General features: G+C 68.6%; 21 protein-coding genes. 6 read left to right on the top strand and 15 right to left on the bottom strand.

Features of this window, described 5'->3' with window-relative positions:
- Positions 1-42 precede the first annotated feature (42 nt).
- Positions 43-1,332 carry an aspartate aminotransferase family protein gene (locus OHA18_RS00335; RefSeq protein ID WP_329001350.1) on the bottom strand — a complete coding sequence of 430 codons (1,290 nt, stop codon included), beginning with the start codon at positions 1,330-1,332 and terminating at the stop codon, positions 43-45.
- Positions 1,333-1,387: 55 nt separating this feature from the next.
- On the opposite strand from OHA18_RS00335, the gene OHA18_RS00340 reads away from it, so the two are divergent.
- Positions 1,388-2,476: an LOG family protein gene (locus tag OHA18_RS00340; RefSeq protein ID WP_329001351.1), complete on the top strand. Its 1,089-nt coding sequence runs from the start codon at positions 1,388-1,390 to the stop codon at positions 2,474-2,476.
- Here the strand turns inward: OHA18_RS00340 and pdxY are convergent.
- Positions 2,469-3,320, bottom strand: a complete 852-nt coding sequence (pdxY, locus tag OHA18_RS00345) for a pyridoxal kinase PdxY (RefSeq protein ID WP_329001352.1) — start codon at positions 3,318-3,320, stop codon at positions 2,469-2,471. The genes OHA18_RS00340 and pdxY overlap by 8 nt on opposite strands.
- A 56-nt stretch (positions 3,321-3,376) precedes the next feature.
- On the opposite strand from pdxY, the gene OHA18_RS00350 reads away from it, so the two are divergent.
- Positions 3,377-4,069: an alpha/beta fold hydrolase gene (locus OHA18_RS00350; protein WP_329001353.1), complete on the top strand. Its 693-nt coding sequence runs from the start codon at positions 3,377-3,379 to the stop codon at positions 4,067-4,069.
- Here OHA18_RS00350 and OHA18_RS00355 read toward each other — a convergent pair.
- The 5 genes from OHA18_RS00355 to OHA18_RS00375 form a co-directional block, all read right to left on the bottom strand.
- Positions 4,066-4,305: a DivIVA domain-containing protein gene (locus OHA18_RS00355; protein ID WP_329001354.1), complete on the bottom strand. Its 240-nt coding sequence runs from the start codon at positions 4,303-4,305 to the stop codon at positions 4,066-4,068. The two genes, OHA18_RS00350 and OHA18_RS00355, sit on opposite strands and share 4 nt — an antisense overlap.
- Positions 4,302-5,420 (bottom strand): 23S rRNA (adenine(2503)-C(2))-methyltransferase RlmN, encoded by a 1,119-nt coding sequence (gene rlmN, locus OHA18_RS00360; RefSeq protein ID WP_329001355.1) that lies wholly within the window; start codon positions 5,418-5,420, stop codon positions 4,302-4,304. The genes OHA18_RS00355 and rlmN overlap by 4 nt, the downstream gene beginning before the upstream one ends.
- A gap of 41 nt (positions 5,421-5,461) precedes the next feature.
- On the bottom strand, positions 5,462-5,770 hold the full coding sequence (locus OHA18_RS00365) for a SelT/SelW/SelH family protein (RefSeq protein WP_134124409.1): 309 nt from the start codon (positions 5,768-5,770) through the stop codon (positions 5,462-5,464).
- A 34-nt stretch (positions 5,771-5,804) separates the two neighbouring features.
- The gene (locus OHA18_RS00370; RefSeq protein ID WP_329001356.1) at positions 5,805-6,482 is read right to left on the bottom strand and encodes a C39 family peptidase; all 678 of its coding nucleotides are present in this window, start codon (positions 6,480-6,482) and stop codon (positions 5,805-5,807) included.
- A 115-nt stretch (positions 6,483-6,597) separates the two neighbouring features.
- Positions 6,598-7,506 carry an LLM class flavin-dependent oxidoreductase gene (locus tag OHA18_RS00375; protein WP_329001357.1) on the bottom strand — a complete coding sequence of 303 codons (909 nt, stop codon included), beginning with the start codon at positions 7,504-7,506 and terminating at the stop codon, positions 6,598-6,600.
- Between the two features lie 61 nt (positions 7,507-7,567).
- Here OHA18_RS00375 and OHA18_RS00380 point away from each other — a divergent pair, with 61 nt between their 5' ends.
- Together OHA18_RS00380 and OHA18_RS00385 are read left to right on the top strand one after the other, a co-directional pair.
- Positions 7,568-7,972, top strand: a complete 405-nt coding sequence (locus OHA18_RS00380) for a MarR family winged helix-turn-helix transcriptional regulator (protein WP_329001359.1) — start codon at positions 7,568-7,570, stop codon at positions 7,970-7,972.
- 28 nt (positions 7,973-8,000) lie between these two features.
- Positions 8,001-8,951 (top strand): LLM class flavin-dependent oxidoreductase, encoded by a 951-nt coding sequence (locus OHA18_RS00385; protein ID WP_329001361.1) that lies wholly within the window; start codon positions 8,001-8,003, stop codon positions 8,949-8,951.
- On the opposite strand, the gene OHA18_RS00390 is transcribed toward OHA18_RS00385, so the two are convergent.
- From OHA18_RS00390 to rpsB, 6 genes are all read right to left on the bottom strand, one after another.
- Positions 8,941-9,531 carry a GNAT family N-acetyltransferase gene (locus tag OHA18_RS00390; protein ID WP_329001363.1) on the bottom strand — a complete coding sequence of 197 codons (591 nt, stop codon included), beginning with the start codon at positions 9,529-9,531 and terminating at the stop codon, positions 8,941-8,943. The genes OHA18_RS00385 and OHA18_RS00390 overlap by 11 nt on opposite strands.
- A gap of 4 nt (positions 9,532-9,535) precedes the next feature.
- Positions 9,536-10,384 (bottom strand): phosphatidate cytidylyltransferase, encoded by an 849-nt coding sequence (locus OHA18_RS00395; protein WP_329001365.1) that lies wholly within the window; start codon positions 10,382-10,384, stop codon positions 9,536-9,538.
- The gene (frr, locus tag OHA18_RS00400; RefSeq protein ID WP_442914404.1) at positions 10,384-10,938 is read right to left on the bottom strand and encodes a ribosome recycling factor; all 555 of its coding nucleotides are present in this window, start codon (positions 10,936-10,938) and stop codon (positions 10,384-10,386) included. The genes OHA18_RS00395 and frr overlap by 1 nt, the downstream gene beginning before the upstream one ends.
- A gap of 96 nt (positions 10,939-11,034) precedes the next feature.
- Positions 11,035-11,796 carry a UMP kinase gene (gene pyrH / locus OHA18_RS00405; protein WP_233715185.1) on the bottom strand — a complete coding sequence of 254 codons (762 nt, stop codon included), beginning with the start codon at positions 11,794-11,796 and terminating at the stop codon, positions 11,035-11,037.
- 48 nt (positions 11,797-11,844) lie between these two features.
- A complete protein-coding gene (gene tsf, locus OHA18_RS00410) occupies positions 11,845-12,663 on the bottom strand; it encodes a translation elongation factor Ts (protein ID WP_329001369.1) in 819 nt (272 codons plus the stop codon).
- Positions 12,664-12,774: 111 nt separating this feature from the next.
- On the bottom strand, positions 12,775-13,788 hold the full coding sequence (rpsB, locus tag OHA18_RS00415) for a 30S ribosomal protein S2 (protein WP_329001370.1): 1,014 nt from the start codon (positions 13,786-13,788) through the stop codon (positions 12,775-12,777).
- 301 nt (positions 13,789-14,089) lie between these two features.
- On the opposite strand from rpsB, the gene OHA18_RS00420 reads away from it, so the two are divergent.
- Positions 14,090-14,785: a M23 family metallopeptidase gene (locus OHA18_RS00420; RefSeq protein ID WP_329001371.1), complete on the top strand. Its 696-nt coding sequence runs from the start codon at positions 14,090-14,092 to the stop codon at positions 14,783-14,785.
- A gap of 73 nt (positions 14,786-14,858) precedes the next feature.
- Here OHA18_RS00420 and OHA18_RS00425 read toward each other — a convergent pair whose 3' ends face one another.
- Entirely contained in the window at positions 14,859-15,338 is a 480-nt protein-coding gene (locus OHA18_RS00425) for an RrF2 family transcriptional regulator (protein WP_329001372.1), read from the bottom strand.
- A 117-nt stretch (positions 15,339-15,455) separates the two neighbouring features.
- Positions 15,456-16,397 (bottom strand): tyrosine recombinase XerC, encoded by a 942-nt coding sequence (locus OHA18_RS00430; RefSeq protein ID WP_329001374.1) that lies wholly within the window; start codon positions 16,395-16,397, stop codon positions 15,456-15,458.
- A 136-nt stretch (positions 16,398-16,533) separates the two neighbouring features.
- On the opposite strand from OHA18_RS00430, the gene OHA18_RS00435 reads away from it, so the two are divergent.
- Positions 16,534-18,168: an APC family permease gene (locus OHA18_RS00435; protein ID WP_329001376.1), complete on the top strand. Its 1,635-nt coding sequence runs from the start codon at positions 16,534-16,536 to the stop codon at positions 18,166-18,168.
- Positions 18,169-18,225 lie beyond the last annotated feature (57 nt).

The following is an 18,225-nucleotide window of genomic DNA, read 5'->3' on the forward strand; positions in this document are numbered from 1 at the left end:
CGGGACGTCAGGTCCCGGGACCTTCTTCTTGCCCGGCGGCGGTCAGCGCAGCGTGTTGAAGGAGTCGCGGATGATCTCCAGGGCCTCGGCGGCTTCCTCCTCGGTCAGGGTCATCGGCGGCGCCATCCGGAGGACGTTGCCGTAGAGGCCGCCCTTGCCGACCAGGAGGCCGCGGTTCTTGGTCTCCTGCTGGAGTTTGGCGGTGCTGGCGGCGTCGGGGGTGTTGTCGTCCGGCTTGACGATCTCGGCGGCCAGCATCAGGCCCTTGCCGCGGACGTCGCCGAGCTCGGGGAACTCGTCAGAGATCCCGCGCAGGCCGTCGACCAGCTGGGCGCCGCGCTTGGCCGCGTTCGCCTGCAGGTCCTTGTCCAGCAGGTAGTCGATGGTCGCCTTCGCCGCGCTGGTCGAGATCGGGTTGCCGCCGAACGTCGACAGCGAGTTCGCCTTGACGCTGTCCATCAACTCAGCCTTGGCGACCACTCCGCCGATCGCGAACCCGTTGCCGAGCCCCTTCGCGAACGTCATCGCGTCCGGTACGACGCCGTGCGCCTGGATGCCCCAGAAGTGGTCGCCGGTCCGGCCCCACCCGGTCTGCACCTCGTCGGAGATGAACAGGATCCCGTACTCGTCCAGGACCTCCTTGAAGGCGGCGTACAGCCCGTCGGGCGGCGACGAGAACCCGCCGACGCCCTGGATCGGCTCGGCGATCATGCAGGCGACATCGCCGGCGGTCGTGGTCTCGATGACGTTGCGCAGGTCGTCGACGCAGACCTTGATGTACTCCGGGTCCGGCAGGTCGCGGAACGGGCTGCGGTACTGGTACGCGCCCTGCACGTACTGCACGTTCACCGGCGACAGGCTGCTCGCGGACCAGCCGCGGTTGCCGGTGATCGCGACCGTCCCGAACGCGCGGCCGTGGTACGAGTTGCGCATCGCCAGCACCTGGTTGGAGCGGCGGTTCTGGGTGGCGAGCAGCAGGGCCGTCTCGTTCGCCTCGGTGCCGGAGTTGGCGAAGAACACCTTCGCGTCCGGGATGCCCGACAGCTCGGCGATCTGCTCGGCGAGCTCGATCTGCTTCCGGATCAGGTACACCGTCGAGGTGTGCGCGATCCCGCTCCCGAGCTGCTCCCGTACGGCGTCGGAGATCTCCGCGATGTCGTACCCGATCGCGTTGGTCAGGATGCCGGCGAAGAAGTCGAGGTACGTCGTCCCCTCACCGTCGGTCACCCGCCGCCCGGATCCCGACACGATCTCGATCGGCTCCTCGTAGTACAACGCGAGCCAAGCCGGCATGACGGCCTTGTGACGCTCCCAGAGCTCCGCATGTGTCATGTCCAACCTTTACCTCAACTCATAGTGCACGTCTATCGCCGCTAGGGTGCTCTCCGTGACATTGCCGAGCATTCCGCATGTGGACGTCGAGTCCGTGGACCAGTTCGACCGCCTGATCGGTGCGGGGGCCACCGCGATGGCCGGCTGGCGGGTGCAGTCGGTGGACCTGACCCGGCGTACGGCGGACCTGCTCGGGCTGAAGCCGATGGGCTCGGTGTTCCTCGGCTGTGCGCTGGAGGAGAAGGCCGACGCCTGGGTCCGTGACGGCGGCGGGCTGGTGTTCCCGGCGATCCCGGAGCTGCCGTTCGACGCGTACCGCGGCCGGCTGTACGACGCCGACGAGCTGTACGCCGGCCTGGAACACGGGTACGACGCCACTCCGGACGCCCAGATCTACGCCTGGTCCCGCCAGCGCGAGGAGAAGGACGACACCAGCCGCACCCTCGCCGCGGCGCTCCACGACCACGCCATCGCCGATGCGCTCACCGAGCTGCCTAACGACAAGCGCTGGGTCGGCGTGATGGGCGGCCACGGCGTACTGCGGGGCGACGCCAACTACCGCGCAGCCGTGCTCCTCGGACGCACGCTCACCCGCGCGGGCCGGACCGTCGTGACCGGAGGTGGTCCGGGAGCGATGGAAGCCGCCAACCTCGGCGCATCGCTGGCGGCGTACGACGATGCTGCGCTGGAGAGCGCTGTCGCGGAACTGGCCGCCGTACCGTCGTTCCGCCCGTCCATCGGCGCCTGGGCGTCCGTGGGCCTTGCCGTGCGGTCCCGGTATCCGGGCGACGGCGGCGTGTCCATCCCCACCTGGTTCTACGGCCACGAGCCGCCGAACGTGTTCGCCGGCTCGATCGCGAAGTACTTCTCCAACGCCCAGCGTGAAGACGTCCTGCTCGGCCGCGCCCGCGGCGGCATCGTCTACCTGACCGGCGCCGCCGGCACCGTCCAGGAGATCTTCCAGGCCGTCACACCCAACTACTACGGCGACCCGGCGACGCAGATCCCGCTGATCCTGGTAGGCACCGACTACTGGACCACTCAGCTGCCCGTCTGGCCTCTACTGCAGTGCCTGGCGGCGGAGCACCCCATGCCACTCCATTTGGTCGACACCATCGACGAGGCCGCCAGTCTGATCAGCTGACTCGCTGGGGCTTGAACTGCAGCTGCGGATTGGCGTACGCGTCCTGCGACTCGACGAGCTGCAACTCGCGCTCCCCCGACTCATGGGTGCGCGAGAGCAGATCGAACACGCTGGAGGTGGTCCGCGCGAGCGACTCCGCGAGATCTCCCGTACGGCGGTAGTGCGCCGTGAAGAGTGCCGCGGTCACGTCGCCCGAGCCGTTCGCCTTCATAGGGATGTACGGCGTCTGCACGAGCCACGCGCCGCTGTCGTCGACCGCCAGCATCTCGATCGTGCCGTCCTCGCGGTCCGGGCGCTCCACGCTGGTGACGAGCACCGTGCGCGGACCGGTTGCGCGCACCAGCTCCACCGACGCCAGCGTGGACTCCAGCGTGTCCGGCTCGGTGCCGGTCAGGAAGCCCAGCTCGAACTGGTTGGGCGTGATGATGTCGGCTGCCGGAACCACGCGGTCGCGCAGCAGCACCGGGATGGCCGGAGCGACGAAGCACCCGGACTTCGCGTTCCCCATCACCGGGTCGCATGAGTACACCGCCGCCGGATTGGCCGCCTTCACCCGCTGCACGGTCTCCAGAATCACATCGGCGATCCCTTCGCCGCCCTGGTACCCGGACAGGACCACGTCGATCTGCGGCAGGACTCCGCGTTCCTCGATCCCCAGCAGAACCTCGCGCACGTCGTCCGGGCTGATCATCGGCCCACGCCAAGCTCCGTAGCCGGTGTGATTCGAGAAGTTCACCGTGTAGACCGGCAGCACCTCCACACCGATCCGCTGCAACGGAAACACAGCTGCCGAGTTCCCCACATGCCCGTAAGCAACCGCCGACTGAATCGAAAGGATCTTCACCCCCCGATCATCCCATCGCCCGTGGATTGTCGGCGCCGGGGTTTAACGTGCGCGGCATGACGAATTTCGTGTTGGTGCCGGGGGCTTGGCTGGGTGCGTGGGCTTGGGACGAGGTGGCCGCCGTACTGCGGGCCGAGGGGCACGACGTTTATCCGGTGACGTTGAGCGGGCTGGCTGAGCGGCGGGACGAAGCTGCCGGCCAGCAGCAGCATGTCGACGACATCGTGGCCGTGATCGAGTCGCAGGACCTGCGGGACGTCGTGCTGGTGGGGCACAGCTACTCCGGGGTGCCGGTCGGTCAGGCGGCCGGGCGGATCGGCGATCGGCTGCGGCGGGTCGTGTACGTCGACTCGAACATCCCGACCGACGGGAAGTCGTTCGTCGACGGCTGGTCGGCGGAGGGACAGGCGTGGGTCCGGGACCAGCTGGAGTCGTCCGGTGGCTACTGGCCGCCGCTCACCGCCGAGGATTACGTCGGCCAGGACCTCTCCGACGAGGCGATCGCGCTGATCCTCGAGCGCGGTACGCCGCATCCCGGCCGCGCCATCACCGAGCCGGCTCACCTGGTCCGCCCGATCGGCGAGCTGCCCACGACGTACCTCAAGTGCCTGATGGACGGCGCGACACCGTCGTCCGACGTGGCCGAGCAGCTCAAGTCACCACACTGGGACCTCGTCGAGCTCCCGACGGGGCATTGGCCGATGTTCTCCCAGCCCATCGCCCTGGCGAAGGTCCTGACGACGGCCTAGCGCTTGGTGAGCCAGCCGGCGGCGATGTCGAGGAACTCGTCCACCTCGGGTACGGCGTACCCCCAGCGCAGCCGCACGGTGCTGAAGGTGACGTTCCGGATCTCGTCCGGCGTCACCGGCTTGCTGATCGGGCGTCCGTCGACGGTCGCGACCAGGCGATCGATGAAGGCGTCGACCTCCTCCGGCGCGTAACCCTCGCGCCAGCGGACGCGGGTGAAGTCCGCCGGCTCGATCACTTGCTCGCGGCGGCGAGTTGGCCGCAGGCGCCGTCGATCTCCTGGCCGCGGGTGTCGCGGACGGTGGTGGGGATGCCGGCGGCCTCGAGGCGGCGGACGAACTCGCGCTCGTCGGCCGGGTCGGAGGCGGTCCACTTCGAGCCGGGCGTCGGGTTCAGCGGGATCAGGTTGACGTGCACCCAGCCCCAGTCGCCGCGCGCGTTCAGCTTCTCCGCGAGCAGGTCCGCCCGCCACGCGTGGTCGTTGATGTCGCGGATCATCGCGTACTCGATCGAGACGCGGCGCTTGGTCTGCCGCGCGTAGCCCCAGGCCGCGTCGAGCACCTCGTCGACCTTCCAGCGGTTGTTGATCGGCACCAGCTCGTCGCGCAGCTCGTCGTCCGGCGCGTGCAGCGACAGCGCGAGCGTGACCGGGATCCCCTCGGTCGCGAGCTGGTTGATCCGCGGCACCAGGCCGACCGTCGACACCGTCACACCACGGGCCGAGATCCCCAGGCCCTCCGGCGACGGGTCGGTGAACCGGCGGACCGCGCCCATCACGGCCTTGTAGTTGGCCATCGGCTCGCCCATGCCCATGAACACGATGTTGCTGACCCGCCCGGGCCCGCCCGCGACCTCGCCGCGCGCCAGCGCCCGCGCGCCGTCGACGACCTGCTCGACGATCTCCGCGGTCGACATGTTGCGCGTCAGGCCGCCCTGACCGGTCGCGCAGAACGGGCACGCCATCCCGCATCCCGCCTGCGACGACACACACATCGTCACGCGGCCCGGATACCGCATCAGGACCGACTCGACCAGCGAACCGTCGAGCAGCTTCCACAGCGTCTTGCGGGTCTCCCCGTTGTCGCACTCGAGGTCCCGGACCCGGGTCAGCAGCGGCGGCATCAGGTCCGCGACCAGCTTGTCGCGGGTCGCGGCCGGCAGGTCGGTCATCTCGGCCGGGTCGGACACCAGCCGGGAGAAGTAGTGGTTGGACAGCTGCTGGGCCCGGAACGCGGGCTCACCCAGCGCGGTCACCGCCGTACGGCGTTCCTCCCCGGTGAGGTCGGCCAGATGCCGCGGCGGCTTCTTCGCGCGGCGCGGCTCATCGAACACAAGCGGAAGGGAGGTAGTCATAACCGACCTATTGTCGCAAGCCCGCGCAACGATTCACAAATTCACATCCCATGACCCGCGTCACCCGTGGGCTTGCGATCGGAGTGCCCGAGCTTGCGGTCGGGGGCGATCCGGTCCCGCACCATCTGCTTCAGCAACGGAATCTCCGCGAACCCACCCTCGGCCTTCCGCGACCACAGCAGCTCGCCGTCCAGACTCACGTCGAACACTCCGCCCGTCCCGGGGACCAGCGCGACCTCACCCAGCTCCTGCGGAAAGGTGGTCAGCAACTCCTGCGCCGTCCACGCCGCCCGCATCAACCACCGGCACTGCGTGCAGTACTCGATCTCCAACCGCGGCTCTCTCGTCACGGCGACCAAGGTATCGCCGTGACGAGAGCCGGCCTCAAGCCGAGTAGCCCTTCGGTGGGATGAGGGTGGCGAGCTGGTTGAAGGTCAGCCAGTACGTCGCGGTCGGGGCGAACCCGGCCGGGTCCGCGATCAGTACGGTCTGGTCGCTGTCGTCGTACCCGATCACCGTGAAGTAGTGGTAGATCGTGTAGTTCGGGTAGCCCGGCGGGTGGTTGCTGGCCGGGGCAACGATGTTCGCGACGATCGGGTAGTTGTTGTTGATGTCGAGGACGACGTCCCGCCAGAGCAGGTCACGCTGCGCCTGGGTGGGCGGGTCGTTGGGCATCTCCTTCGTCTCGTACCAGCCGGTGCCCAGGTGGTTGTTGAGGACCCGGGTGACCTGGCCGATCCAGTCGGTGCCGTTGGTCGTGGTCGGCAGCTCGTTCGCAAGCTGCTGCTGACTCGGCGGCGAGATCCGGGCCGAGAGCGCGATCCGGGTCGCGGCCGGGCCGCACCAGTAGCCGGTCTGCTGGTACTGGAAGTCGATGTTCAGCGTCCTGACGGTCTGCGTCGAGTAGCCGAGCTTCGGTACCGGTTTGGTTGCCGCGGCCACCTCGGCCGACATGGTCGGGGGTGCGGCGGCGGTGGCGGGGGCCGCGGCCATCGGGAGGGCGGCGGCGGCAATCAGGGCGAGACCGCACAGGGCGGCCTTGAACTTCGTCGTGGGGGTCATGTCAGCTCCTCACACGCGATGGACGACCGGGGCGGATCGTCCTGCGTTTGATACTGGCACAAGAAGCTGTCGCATGGTGAAAAAATCACCGACCCTTTCCAGCCTGGTGAAAAGGTCAGGCGGCGGCCTGCTCCACGGGCTCGATGATCTCCCGCACCAGCCAGCGCACGGCGTTCTCCGGGTACGGGCGCGGCAGCGAGAGCACGATGTGATCGAACCCCAGGCCGACCGCCCGTTGCACGATCGCGCGCGTCCCGGCCGGTTCGTCGTACGAGACGATCTGCTGCAACGACCGGCTGAGCGTCGACGGGTCACGGCCGATCCGGGCGCACTCCGCGTCCAGCCGCCGTACCCGATCGGCGAGGGTGTCGAAATCGGTGTGCGGCGGGCCGCTGATGTTCCACACGTCGGCGTACTCCGCGACCAGCCGGAGCATCCGGTTGCCCCAGCCGCCGATCAGCAGTGGCGGACCCGCGGGCTGGATCGGCTTGGGCGTGTTGCGGTTGCGCTCGAGCGTGTAGTACCGGCCGTGGAAGTCGAACTCGTCCTCGGTCCACATCCGGCGCAGGATCTCGATCGTCTCGCGGAGCCGGTCGATCCCCTCCCCCGGCGGCACGAGCGTCAACCCGTAGGCGGCGTACTCCTCGAGCGCCGGATTCGGGCCGGCGATACCGCTGAGGCCGGCCGGCTGGTGGGTGCCGCCGGCGCCGAGGCCCATGATCAGGCGGCCGCCGGAGATCACGTCCAGCGTGCTCGCGATCTTCCCGAGGACGGCCGGCGGCCGAACCCGGTTGCTGGTGACGAGCAGACCGAGGCGGAGGCGGCTGGTCTGCGCGGCGAGTGCGGTCAGCAGGGTCCAGCCTTCGAGGACGTCGCCGTCCTTCGGGTCGCGGAGCGGGAGGAAGTGGTCCCACAGCCACGCGTCGCGGATCTGCGGGATTTCGTCCGCCTCGAGCCAGACGCGGCGGATGTCGGCGTACGGGACGTGCATCGGGGTGGTCTTCAGACCGAACGTCAGTTCCATAATCGTCAGGATAACTGATGATCAGTGCGACTGACGATCAGTTGCCCGGTAGATTTGGCCTATGGCGTCCGACCGGCTGGGGTACCTGCTGAAACACGTCCTGGCGGAGCTGACCGAGGCTCAGACCAAGGCGCTGGCGCCGCACGCTCTGAACGGCCGCGATCTGGCCGTCCTGGCCGCGATCGTGTCCGGCGAGCCGCTGTCCCAGCTCGAGGTCGCGGCCCGGCTGCGGGTGGACCGCACGTCGATCGGTGACCTGCTGGACGGGCTCGAGGATCGTGGGTTCGTCGAGCGCCGGCGCAGTCCGGAGGACCGGCGGCGGAATGTCGTCGTACTGACGTCGCTCGGTCAGTCGACTTATGAGGCGGCGGAGCGGATCCGGCTGGACGTCGAGCGGGAGTTCCTCGCTCCCCTGGCGTCGTCGGAGCGCTTCCGGGACGATCTGCGGCTGCTGCTCGGGGAATGACGGCTCCGGCGTACCCGTTGGACTGAACATGCTCTCCGTCCCACTGTCAGTCCTGGACCGTTCTCGGACGCGTGCCGGCGAGACGGAGCCGGAGACGCTGCGGGCGACGGTGGAGTTCGCCCGGCAGGTGGAAGACCTTGGTTACAAGCGTTTCTGGGTGTCGGAGCATCACAGTGTTCCTGGAGTGGTCGGTTCGGCGCCGACCGTCCTGGCTGCGGCTGTTGCCGCTCGCACTTCGCAGATCCGAGTCGGCACCGGTGGAGTGATGCTGCCGAACCACCAGCCGCTCGTGGTGGCGGAGCAGTTCGGCGTACTGGAGTCGTTGTACCCGGGCCGCATCGACATGGGTCTCGGCCGCTCGGTCGGCTTCACCAACGGGGTACGGCGCGCGCTCGGCGTCGAGAAGGACGCTGCCGACGACTTCACCGCACAAGTCCAGGAACTCCTTGGCTATCTCGCCGGCACCTCCGACGTGCACGCCCGCCCAGGCGAGGGCCTACACATCCCACCGTTCATTCTTGCCGTCGGTGAAGGCGCTGCGATCGCTGCATCGCTTGGCCTGCCTGTGGTGCTGGCTGCCCGCCCGGACGCTGAGGAGCTTGTCGAGCAGTACCGAACGACCTTCCAGCCATCAGTGTGGGCCGCTGAGCCGTACGTCGTTCTCGCCGTCACCGCTGCGGTCGGCGACACCACCGAGGCGGCCCGGCGGCTGTTGTTGCCGGAGGCATGGGCCAGCGCGTACTCACGGACTCGCGGCGTCTTCCCGCCGCTGCAGCCCGATGTGCCGGTGGACATGACCGCGCGGGAGCAAGAGTTCTTCGAGAACGCGCTGCGCGGCCAGTACTACGGAACCTCGGACGAGGTGCAGGCCGCTCTCGAGGCCCTCGTGCAGCGCACTGCCGCCGACGAGGTCCTGATCACGACCAACACTTACGACCGGGACGATCTCCTCGCCTCACTGGCGAAGCTCATCGGCTGATCCGGTCCTCCAGCCGCTTCCGCACATCCGGCCATTCGTCGGCCAGGATCGAGAACACCACGGTGTCGCGGAACGAGCCGTCGGCCATCCGCTGGTGCCGCCGCAGTACGCCCTCGCGGGTCGCGCCGAGCTTGGCGATCGCCGCCTGCGAGCGGGTGTTCTTGGAGCCGGTCTGGATCTTCACACGGCCGAATCCGCAGACCTCGAAGGCGTGCTCGAGCAGCAACAGCTTGGCCGCCGGGTTGACCGCGGTTCCCCACACGGCGGGCGCGTAGCCGGTGTAGCCGAGGTGGATCCGCTCGTTGACCAGGTCGACGTCGGCGAGGCTCGACGTACCGACAACCGTGCCGTCGGCAACCAACCGGACGACGTACGCGAACCGCTTGGCCGCTGCCGGGATCCACTTCGCGCGCATCTCCTCCACGCTGGCCGGCATCGCACCAGGCCCGCCGGCGAAGCCGCCGGCGTACACCTGCTCGTTGGCGATCGCGGCGTACAACTCGTCGATGTCGGCGTCCTGCAGCCGATCCAGCCGTACGACGTCGCCGACCAGCGACCGTCCGTCCGGTGCGGTCGTCATGGCCTCACCCCTTCACCAGGAGATGCAGCACCAGCCAGACGATGGGCGCGGTCGCGAGCAGCGAGTCCAACCGGTCCATCACACCGCCGTGGCCGGGCAGCAGGTTCGACATGTCCTTGATACCGAGGTCGCGCTTGATCATCGACTCGCCGAGATCGCCGACCGTCGCGGTCAGCACGGCGACCGCACCGACGATCGCACCGACCCACCAATGCCCGTCGAGCAGCCAGACGACCCCGGCGATCCCCGCCCCGACACAGGCGAGAGCCGAACCGGCGAAGCCCTCCCAGGACTTCTTCGGGCTGATCGTCGGCGCCATCGGATGCTTGCCGAACAGCACGCCGGCCACGTAGCCGCCGACGTCGCTGGCAACCACCACCAGGAAGAAGGTCACCACCCGCCCCGGGCCGTCCGCGTCCGGCTGGACCAGCAGGATGGCGAACCCGGCCAGCAACGGCACATAGCCGATCAGGAAGACGCCGGCGCTGACATCGCGAACGAATCCGACCGAACCGCCCGGCATCCGCCAGAAGATGGTCGCCAGCACCGTGAGCGCGAGCGCGACCAGGAGCGCCATCGGCCCACCGAAGTACGCCGATGTCAGCATCGCGGTCGTGCCGGCGAACATCGGGATCCGCGGGATCGCGGCGCCGCCGGTGCGCAGCGCCTTGATCATCTCGTCGACGGCCACCAGGACCACGACCAGCACCAGGACGGTGAACAGGACCTTCTGCCAGTACAGCGATCCGAGGATCAGTGCGCCGAGCCCGACTCCGACCGCGATGGCCGCGGGCAGATTACGCCCGGCACGGCTCGGGCTGGGACTCGCCGCGGGCGTGCTGTCGACGCCCATCACACCTCGAGCAGTTCGGCTTCCTTGTGCTTGAGCAGGTCGTCGATCGAGTCGACGTACTTCTTCGTCAACCCGTCGAGCCGCTTCTCAGCACTCTTGCCTTCGTCCTCGCCCGCATCGCCGTCCTTGACCGTCTTGTGCACCTGGTCCATGGCGTGCCGGCGGATGTTGCGCACCGAGACCTTGGCTTCCTCGCCCTTGGTCTTGGCGACCTTGATGTACTCCTTGCGCCGCTCCTCGGTCAGCTGCGGCATCGTCACCCGGATCACCGCGCCGTCGTTGCCCGGGTTCACCCCCAGGTCCGAGTCGCGGATCGCCTTCTCGATCGCCGCCATCGCACCCTTGTCGTACGGCGAGATCAGAACGGTCCGGGGCTCCGGGACCTGGAAACCGGCGAGCTGCTGGAGCGGCGTCGGGCTGCCGTAGTAGTCGGCCAGGATGCCCGCGAACATCTGCGGGTGCGCCCGGCCGGTGCGGATCGCGGCGAAGTCGTCCTTCGCGACCTCCACGGCCTTCGCCATCTTCTGCTCGGCTTCGCGGAGAGCTTCGTCGATCACGACATTCCTCGCTTCCTCTGGGCCGCGTCGATGCGGCCACTCCTACTGCGCCTTGTGACACCCGATCCTAGTGGTACACCGCCGTACGCCGGGTTATTGCCCCCGGGAGACGACCGTGCCGATCTTCTCGCCGTGGATCACCCGGGCGATGTTGCCCTCTTCGAGGCCGAAGATGACGATCGGCAAGGCGTTGTCACGGGCCAGGCTGATCGCGGTGGCGTCGGCCACCCGCAGGCCGCGGGCCAGGAAGTCGTCGTACGACAACTGGTCGAACTTGACCGCGTCCGGGTTCTTCTTCGGGTCGGAGTCGTAGACGCCGTCCACACCCTGTTTGCCCATCAGCAGCGCCTCGGCGCCGACCTCCAGCGCGCGCTGGGCGGCGACGGTGTCGGTGGAGAAGTACGGCATGCCGGAACCGGCGCCGAAGATGACCACGCGGCCCTTCTCCAGGTGCCGCTCGGCCTTGCGCGGGATGTACGGCTCGGCGACCTGGCCCATCGTGATCGCGGTCTGCACCCGGGTCTCGATACCGAGCTTCTCCAGGAAGTCCTGCAGGGCCAGGCAGTTCATCACGGTGCCGAGCATGCCCATGTAGTCGGCCCGGTTCCGCTCCATGCCGCGCTGCTGCAGCTCGGCGCCGCGGAAGAAGTTGCCGCCGCCGACCACCACGGCGACCTGGACACCGGCCCGGGCCACGTCGGCGATCTGCTTGGCGATCGAGTTCACGACGTCGGGATCGACGCCGAGCTTGCCGCCGCCGAACACCTCACCCGACAGCTTCAGCAGCACCCGGTGGTAGGCCGGGGCGAACGGCGAAGAGGCCGGATTCGTCTCGGTACCCAGGGTTTCCGTCACGATTCCGGCCTCCTCGTTCGTTGCTGTCCGTTCAGATCCTTCGCGGGATCAGGCGCCGACCTCGAAGCGGGCGAACCGCTTCACGGTCACACCGGCCTCGTCGAGCACGGCCTTCACGGACTTCTTGTTCTCGGTCACCGACGGCTGCTCGAGCAGTACGACGTCCTTGAAGAAGCCGTTCACCCGGCCCTCGACGATCTTCGGCAGGGCGCCTTCCGGCTTGCCCTCCTCGCGGGCGGTCGCCTCGGCGATCCGCTTCTCGTTCTCGACCGTCTCGGCCGGGACCTCGTCGCGGGTGGTGTACAGCGGGCGCATCGCGGCGGCCTGCATGGCGGCGCCACGGGCGGCCTCGACGTTGTCGCCCTCGAACTCGACCAGCACGCCGACCTGGGCCGGCAGGTCCGCGGCACGCTTGTGCATGTACGCGGTCACCTTGCCGTCGAAGACGGCCACCTTGCCGAGCTCCAGCTTCTCGCCGATGACGGCGGCCAGGGCCTCGATGTTCTCGGCGACCGACTTGCCGTCGGTCAGCTTCTCGGTCAGCAGGCCCTCGACGTCGCCGACCTTGCTCGCCGAGGCGTGCGCGACGATGTCGGCGGCGAGCTGCTGGAACTGCTCGTTCTTGGCGACGAAGTCGGTCTCGCAGTTGAGCTGGACCAGCGCGTTCTCCGCCGCGGCCACCAGGCCGTTGGTGGCGGACCGCTCGGCGCCACGCTTCTGCGCCTTGGCCGCGCCCTTGATGCGCAGCTCCTCGATCGCCTTCTCGAAGTCGCCGTCGGTCGCCTCGAGCGCCTTCTTCGCGTCCATCATGCCCGCGCCGGTGGTGTCGCGGAGCTTCTTCACGTCAGCGGCGGTGTAGTTCGCCATTCCTCGTTCTCTCGTCTTGTCGATGCGGCTGGATGGGCGGAGCAGGCCCGGTGGCGGACCATGCGGCGCAGCGGGGTGCCGCCCGGCGGGACCGGGCGGCATCCACGGCTGTCAGGCCTCGTCGGCCTTCGGGGTCTCCTCGGCCTTGACCTCGGTCTCCTCAGCCTTGACCTCGGCCTCGACCTCCTCAGCCTTGACCTCGGCGGCGGCCTCGGTGGTCTCCGGCGCGGCCTCGATCACGGCGTCGGTCGCGACCGGCTCGGTCAGGACGTCAGCGGCCGGGGCGGCCTCGGCGGCCTTCTCCTCGGTCTTCGCGTCGGTCTTCGCGTCGGCGGACTTGGCGGTGCCGTTCTGGCTCTCCAGCAGCTCGCGCTCCCAGGCGGCCAGCGGCTCCTCCTGGCCCAGCTCCTCACCGGAGGCGGCAGCGCCCTGGCCCGAGCGGCCCATCAGACCGTCGGCGACGGCGTCGGCGACGACCCGCGTGAGCAGGCCGACCGAGCGGATCGCGTCGTCGTTCCCCGGGATCGGGTAGTCGACCTCGTCCGGGTCGCAGTTGGTGTCCAGGATGCCGATGATCGGCAGCTTCAGCTTGCGCGCCTCGTCGACCGCGAGGTGCTCCTTCTTGGTGTCCACGATCCACACGGCGGCCGGAACCCGGGCCATGTCGCGGATGCCGCCGAGGGTCTTGAGCAGCTTGTCGTGCTCGCGACGCTTCTGCAGCAGCTCCTTCTTGGTGACACCGGAGGCGGCGACGTCGTCGAAGTCGATCAGCTCCAGCTCCTTCAGGCGCTGGAGCCGCTTGTTCACGGTCTGGAAGTTGGTGAGCATGCCGCCCAGCCAGCGCTGGTTCACGTAGGGCATGCCGACCCGGGTCGCCTGCTCGGCGATCGCTTCCTGGGCCTGCTTCTTGGTGCCGACGAACAGGATCGCCCCGCCCGACGCGACCGTGCTGCGGACGAACTCGTACGCGCGGTCGATGTAGGACAGCGACTGCTGCAGGTCGATGATGTAGATGCCGTTGCGCTCGGTGAGGATGTAGCGCTTCATCTTCGGGTTCCAGCGCCGGGTCTGGTGCCCGAAGTGCACGCCGCTCTCGAGCAGCTGCTTCATGGTTACGACGGCCATGACTGTGTAGGTCTCCTGTCACGCTTCCCCGGGTGCTCTTCCGGGTCCGCGCGTCTCTCGGTTGTCTCACGACGCACCGGTTGGTGCACCGTGCCTGATGCCCGTCGCGCCGACCCACCCGAAGTAGCTCCGGGACCGAGGATCGTCACAGTTTGTGCGGGCATGCGAAGTCGCCCCAGTTACATGGGGCGCCACCGGAAGTGTACGTGACCAGCCGCGGGCAACGCGAACCGGCCCGGGTTATCCACAATCGCGCGGGCGACCGCCCAGAACCGTCCCCGGCAACGGCATCTTCCCAGGCATGCCTCTCGCCCTATTCTCCCTCGCCGCCCTACCCCTCACCGCCACTCCCGCCCCCACCGCGACCGCCGTCAGCATCGCCGCTGCCGGCCCGGCTGCCTCCGCGCCTGGCCTCGTCGCCTCGGACTGGCCGCTCCAGCCTCGCCCTGAGGTGCTGCGCGGCTTCGAACTGCCCGCGAAACCCTGGCTGTCCGGCCACCGCGGCATCGACCTCGCCGGCCGCCCCGGCCAGCCCGTCCTCGCCGCCACCCCCGGCACGATCACGTACGCCGGTCCGCTGGCCGGCCGCGGCGTCATCACGATCACCACCGGCCCCCGCCGTACGACGTACGAACCAGTCGTCCCCGCGGTCCCGGTCGGCACCACCGTCCAAACCGGCACCGTCATCGGCCACCTCTCCGCCGCCGGCTCGCACTGCCAACCCCGAACCTGCCTGCACTGGGGCCTACTCCAAGGCAACCAGTACCTCAACCCCTTGACCCTCGTCCCCAACCGCCCCGTCCGCCTACTCCCACTCACCAACCAGCAGCTTCAGCCCGCAGCCACCGCCCCATCCCCGCCGTCCCCACCACCGACAGCCCGCGCCACGAACGCCTCCCTCGCCCGCCCGGACACCAACCAGCGAACCGCCAAACTCCTCATCGCAGCCACAGGAGCCCTAACCCTGACCGCCGGCTTCCTCATCAGACGCGACTAGCCGCCACCGCAGATGACCCAATGCACCTGACCTGCTGCTCCGGGCCTGGCGCATGCCTGATGGAACGTGCCGGTCAGCTGCCGGGGACTCGGGCTTGCCAGGCGTCTTCGTCGCGGGAGCGGCGTTCGACGCCGGCCGGGAGTTTGTTCTTGGCGAGGTCGATCAGGGTCGTGTTCTCGAGCACGTCCCGCAGGCTGGCGCGCGCCGCGATCCAGACACGTTGGAGGACCACCGCTTGCTCGTTGTAGGACACACTTTCCGGCCGGACGCCGGAGATACTCACGATCGGCCCGTCGACCGCGCGCATCACGTCGGCGACCGAGATCTCGTTCGGGTCGACGGCCAGCCGCCACCCGCCCGACTGCCCACGCTGGCTGGACAGCACACCGGCCCGGCGCAGGTCGGCGAGGATGCCCTGCAGGAAGCCGTGCGGAATGCCCTGCGCCCGGCTGAGCTCCTCGGCCGACACCACCGAAGGATCGTTGGCCACCCATCGCTGGGTGATCTCGATCAGAGCTCGCAACGCATAGTCAGACTTCGCCGAAACCCGCATGTCCCGCAGTCTGCCGCATTCCACCACCCACGCGCCGCATCCCCCGCACACAGAGCCAATCCAAGCGAGTCCAAGCCAGTCCGTCCGAGCCGCTCGACTCCCGGGCCGGTGTGCTGGTCAGGCTCGTGGATGGGCTTGTTGGTAGGCCTTTCGGAGGCGGTCGCTGGAGACGTGGGTGTAGATCTGCGTCGTTGCCAAGGAGGCATGGCCGAGCAACTCCTGGACGCTGCGAAGGTCCGCGCCGCCTTCGAGGAGGTGCGTGGCCGCCGTGTGCCGCAGGCCGTGAGGTGCCAGATCCGGTGCATCGACGACCGCCATCCGCGCGTGCACCATCCGCCGTACCGCTCGTTGATCGATCCGGCCGCCACGGGCGCCGAGGAAGACGGCCGGACCGCTCCCCTCGCGCGCCAGCTTCGGTCGCGCCTCGGCCAGCCACCGCTCGAGGGCTTCCCCGGCCGGTACGCCGTACGGGACCGACCGCTCCTTCCGGCCTTTGCCGAACACGCGGACGACGCGACGTGACCGGTCGATGTCGTCGACGTCGAGCGCACACAGCTCACCGACGCGGATTCCGGTCGCATACAGGAGTTCCATGATCGCGAGGTCACGCAGCCCGATCGGACTTCCGTCGTCCGCAGCGACAGCGGCCGCGTCGAGCACGGCTCGCGTGTCCGCCTGCCCGAGCACGCCCGGCAAACTCTTGTGCGGTTTCGGGCTGGCCAGCAATGCTCCCGGATCCGTACCGATTCGCCCGGTCCGCTGCGCCCACGCCGTGAACACCCTTGCGGCCGTCGCCCGGCGAGCCATTGTGCTGCGGGATTTCCCCAGACTTTGCTGTTTGGCCAGCCACGACCGCAGCCCCCGGATGTCCAGCCCGGCAAGATCATCGTGACCAAGCCGAATCAAATGTTCGAGTAAATCCGCGACATCCCCGATGTAGGCTCTGACCGAGTGAGTGCTGAGGTCTCTCTCCGCCGTCAGATGCCGTTCGTAGTCAGCCAGTAACTGAGTGAAACCTTCCGGCCAGGAAGGGTTTCCACTGACATCGTCCGGCGTCATGTCTCGACGATGCGTGAGCCGGCCCGGCATCGCAAGCCACCGCGCGGAGACCGACGAGAGGAGGGCTGGTCGATAGCCCGACGGTCGACTACTGTTCGGCCCGATTGCCCTAGTAGCAACGGAGGCACCCCTGACCATGGCCCCCTCAGCGAACGGACAGACCGTAGGCCGGCGCCTGCCGGTCGAGTCGGCGTTCACTCGAGTCGAGGACGCGCGGCATCGTCTGCCGCGCTTGTTCGGTCGTCGCGACCTGGTCGTTCTCGGCCTGGGCGTGATGATCGGCTCTGGCATCTTCAGCATCAGCGGCGTCCAGGCGGCCAATGTCGCCGGACCGGCAGTGATCCTGTCGTTCGTGATCGCCGCGATCGTCTGTCTGCTGGCCGCGGCCTGTTACGCCGAGCTGTCCTCCACGATCCCTGTCTCCGGTAGCGCGTACACCTTCAGCTACGTGACGTTCGGGGAGATGTGGGCCTGGTTGGTCGGCTGGGCGCTCGTACTTGAACTCGTCACCGCGGCGGCGATCGTCGCACGCGTGTGGTCGGCGTACTTCCTGGCCACATTGGACGGATTCGGAGTGACACTGCCCGCCGGCGTCGCGCAGTTCTTCGGTCCCGAGGCCAAGCTGAACCTCGTTGCCCCGTTGCTGCTGCTTGTCCTGACCGCGCTGATCGTGACCGGCACCAAGTTGTCGTCCCGGGTGCTGACCGTGGTCGTGATCGCGAAGGTGGCCGTGATCCTGCTGGTGGTGATCGTCGGCGCCGCGCACATCAACATGGCGAACTACCACCCGTTCGTGCCGCCGGCCAGGGCCGCGCCTGCGACCGCGAGTCCGACGTTGCTGGGCTGGATCCTGGACTCGTCGTTCGGTTCGTTCGGGACGATGGGCATCTTCACGGCCGCGAGCACGATCGTCTTTGCCTACATCGGCTTCGACCTGATCGCGACCGCGTCGGAAGACGCCCGCAGCCCGCGCAAGACTGTCCCGCAAGGGATGCTGCTCGGCGTCGGCGCCGTGACGATCCTGTACATCGCGATGGCGGTCGTCCTGGTCGGCATGCGCCCGTACGGCAAGCTCGGTGGAGCCGCGCCCGTCTCCGAGGCGCTCGCCGCGGTCGGCGTCGGCTGGGCTGCGAAGGTGGTCAACCTAGGCGCGTTGCTCGCGTTGATGACGGTGATCATGGTGGTCCTCATCGCGCAGAGTCGAGTCCTGTTCAACATGGGCCGTGACGGCCTGCTGCCGAAGAGCCTCGGTCGGGTCAGCCGGGTGTACTCCTCCCCCGCCCGCGCCGCGGGCTTCGCAGGTCTCGCCGCGCTGGCGCTCACGCTCTATCCGAAGGTCCTCGAGCTCGAGGAACTGCTGGTCATCGGCGCCTTGTTCTGCTTCGCGTTCTGTGCGGTCGGCGTACTCACGTTGCGTCGCTCGGAGCCCAACCTGGAGCGCGGCTTCCGGGTGCCGATGGTTCCGTTGATCCCATTGCTGTCGCTCGCCGCAACCGTGTGGCTGATGCTCAACCTGAAGACGAGCACGTGGACCAAGTTCGGCGTCTGGATGGTCATCGGGATCGCGATCTACGGCCTCTACGGCCGCTGGCACAGCCGCCTCGCGAACGAGGACAGCTGGGACTTCGACCTCGGCGACACCGATCCCGGCACCGGCGGCCTGCAAGCCATCCGCGCCGACCAGGACCGCCCGCCCGAGCTCCGCGCCATCCGCACCCCGCCTGGCCAGCAACCGCAAAAACCCACCCGCGGCAAACACATGCGCAACTAGCCGCAGCCACAGCGCCGCTGGAGGCTCGGCTTGGCCTGTCAGGTCCAGGCCCTGCGG

The organism is Kribbella sp. NBC_00709 (assembly GCF_036226565.1).
Classification (GTDB): Bacteria; Actinomycetota; Actinomycetes; order Propionibacteriales; family Kribbellaceae; genus Kribbella.

Coding starts and splice junctions, on each gene's coding strand:
- OHA18_RS00385 (WP_329001361.1), top strand. CDS start 8,001: ATGCTCTCCGTCCCACTGTCAGTCCTGGACCGTTCTCGGACGCGTGCC.
- tsf (WP_329001369.1), bottom strand. CDS start 12,663: ATGGCGAACTACACCGCCGCTGACGTGAAGAAGCTCCGCGACACCACC.
- OHA18_RS00375 (WP_329001357.1), bottom strand. CDS start 7,506: ATGGAACTGACGTTCGGTCTGAAGACCACCCCGATGCACGTCCCGTAC.
- OHA18_RS00425 (WP_329001372.1), bottom strand. CDS start 15,338: ATGCGGGTTTCGGCGAAGTCTGACTATGCGTTGCGAGCTCTGATCGAG.
- OHA18_RS00420 (WP_329001371.1), top strand. CDS start 14,090: ATGCCTCTCGCCCTATTCTCCCTCGCCGCCCTACCCCTCACCGCCACT.
- OHA18_RS00380 (WP_329001359.1), top strand. CDS start 7,568: ATGGCGTCCGACCGGCTGGGGTACCTGCTGAAACACGTCCTGGCGGAG.
- OHA18_RS00350 (WP_329001353.1), top strand. CDS start 3,377: ATGACGAATTTCGTGTTGGTGCCGGGGGCTTGGCTGGGTGCGTGGGCT.
- OHA18_RS00335 (WP_329001350.1), bottom strand. CDS start 1,332: ATGACACATGCGGAGCTCTGGGAGCGTCACAAGGCCGTCATGCCGGCT.
- rpsB (WP_329001370.1), bottom strand. CDS start 13,788: ATGGCCGTCGTAACCATGAAGCAGCTGCTCGAGAGCGGCGTGCACTTC.
- OHA18_RS00370 (WP_329001356.1), bottom strand. CDS start 6,482: ATGACCCCCACGACGAAGTTCAAGGCCGCCCTGTGCGGTCTCGCCCTG.
- rlmN (WP_329001355.1), bottom strand. CDS start 5,420: ATGACTACCTCCCTTCCGCTTGTGTTCGATGAGCCGCGCCGCGCGAAG.
- OHA18_RS00395 (WP_329001365.1), bottom strand. CDS start 10,384: ATGGGCGTCGACAGCACGCCCGCGGCGAGTCCCAGCCCGAGCCGTGCC.
- OHA18_RS00430 (WP_329001374.1), bottom strand. CDS start 16,397: ATGACGCCGGACGATGTCAGTGGAAACCCTTCCTGGCCGGAAGGTTTC.
- OHA18_RS00390 (WP_329001363.1), bottom strand. CDS start 9,531: ATGACGACCGCACCGGACGGACGGTCGCTGGTCGGCGACGTCGTACGG.
- OHA18_RS00435 (WP_329001376.1), top strand. CDS start 16,534: ATGGCCCCCTCAGCGAACGGACAGACCGTAGGCCGGCGCCTGCCGGTC.